The organism is Mordavella massiliensis (assembly GCF_016902415.1).
Taxonomy (GTDB): Bacteria; Bacillota; Clostridia; order Lachnospirales; family Lachnospiraceae; genus Merdimonas; species Merdimonas faecigallinarum.
This window is the reverse complement of record NZ_JACJLV010000114.1, coordinates 1-838: the sequence shown is the minus strand read 5'-3', so window position 1 is coordinate 838 and position 838 is coordinate 1. Positions and strand designations below refer to the sequence as shown.

The window sequence follows — 838 nt, the reverse complement described above, 5'->3', positions numbered from 1 at the left end:
AGCTGCCGGAAATCTGCCGGAGCAAAACAAAAACAACAAATGTGTAAACCGGCCGCCAGAAACGGCGGTCAAAAAATACGCTGGTACTTATGATTTACCGTGTACAATAAGATACTTGGCAATGACTTTTTGGTTATTTTAATCCGATGATAATTGGTGATTTTAACCCGATGAAAAATGGTCAAAATCACCCGATGCTAACAGTGAGTTTAATCATATCTAATAGCTCAAAAAATTTACTGCAATAGTTTTGTTTAGAATAATTTTCAACCATTTGTTTTCCGAGGTTACCCATTTTTTTTCTAGCAATCTCATTATTGACAAGATATTCCATTGATTTCTTTAGATTTTCAACATAATTATAGTCTCTAGCTACTACGATACCACATTTTTCCCCACTCTGATTTTCCAACAAATCCGGAAGGGCCCCAGAATCAGAAACTATCAATGCATTTCCAGCTGCCATATTTTCAATAGCACACAAACCAAATGCTTCTTCACACATAGTTGGTATTATACCTATATCTGACATCATATATAGGCATGGCATTTCTTGATAAGGTATATATCCAGTCATTATGATACTATTTATGTTCTTTATTGCCTCTTGAACCCGCTTCAAATAATCCGATTTTCCATTTTCTCCATAAATAACACCACCAGCAATTACAAGATTGGCATTATTTAATAAGTAATCACTACCTTTAAATGCATTGATTAACTCTAAACAACCTTTTTCTGGGACAATTCTTCCAGAAAATATAATAGTAACCTTTTTATTATCAATATTATATAGTTTTTTTCTATTAATAATTATTCTATTATCAATAGTATAAAA

General features: G+C 32.2%; 1 protein-coding gene. It reads right to left on the bottom strand.

The window, feature by feature from the left end:
• Nucleotides 1-187 precede the first annotated feature (187 nt).
• A partial coding sequence (locus tag H6A13_RS13025; protein WP_204909952.1) for a glycosyltransferase family 4 protein occupies nt 188-838 on the bottom strand: 651 nt, incomplete at its 5' end.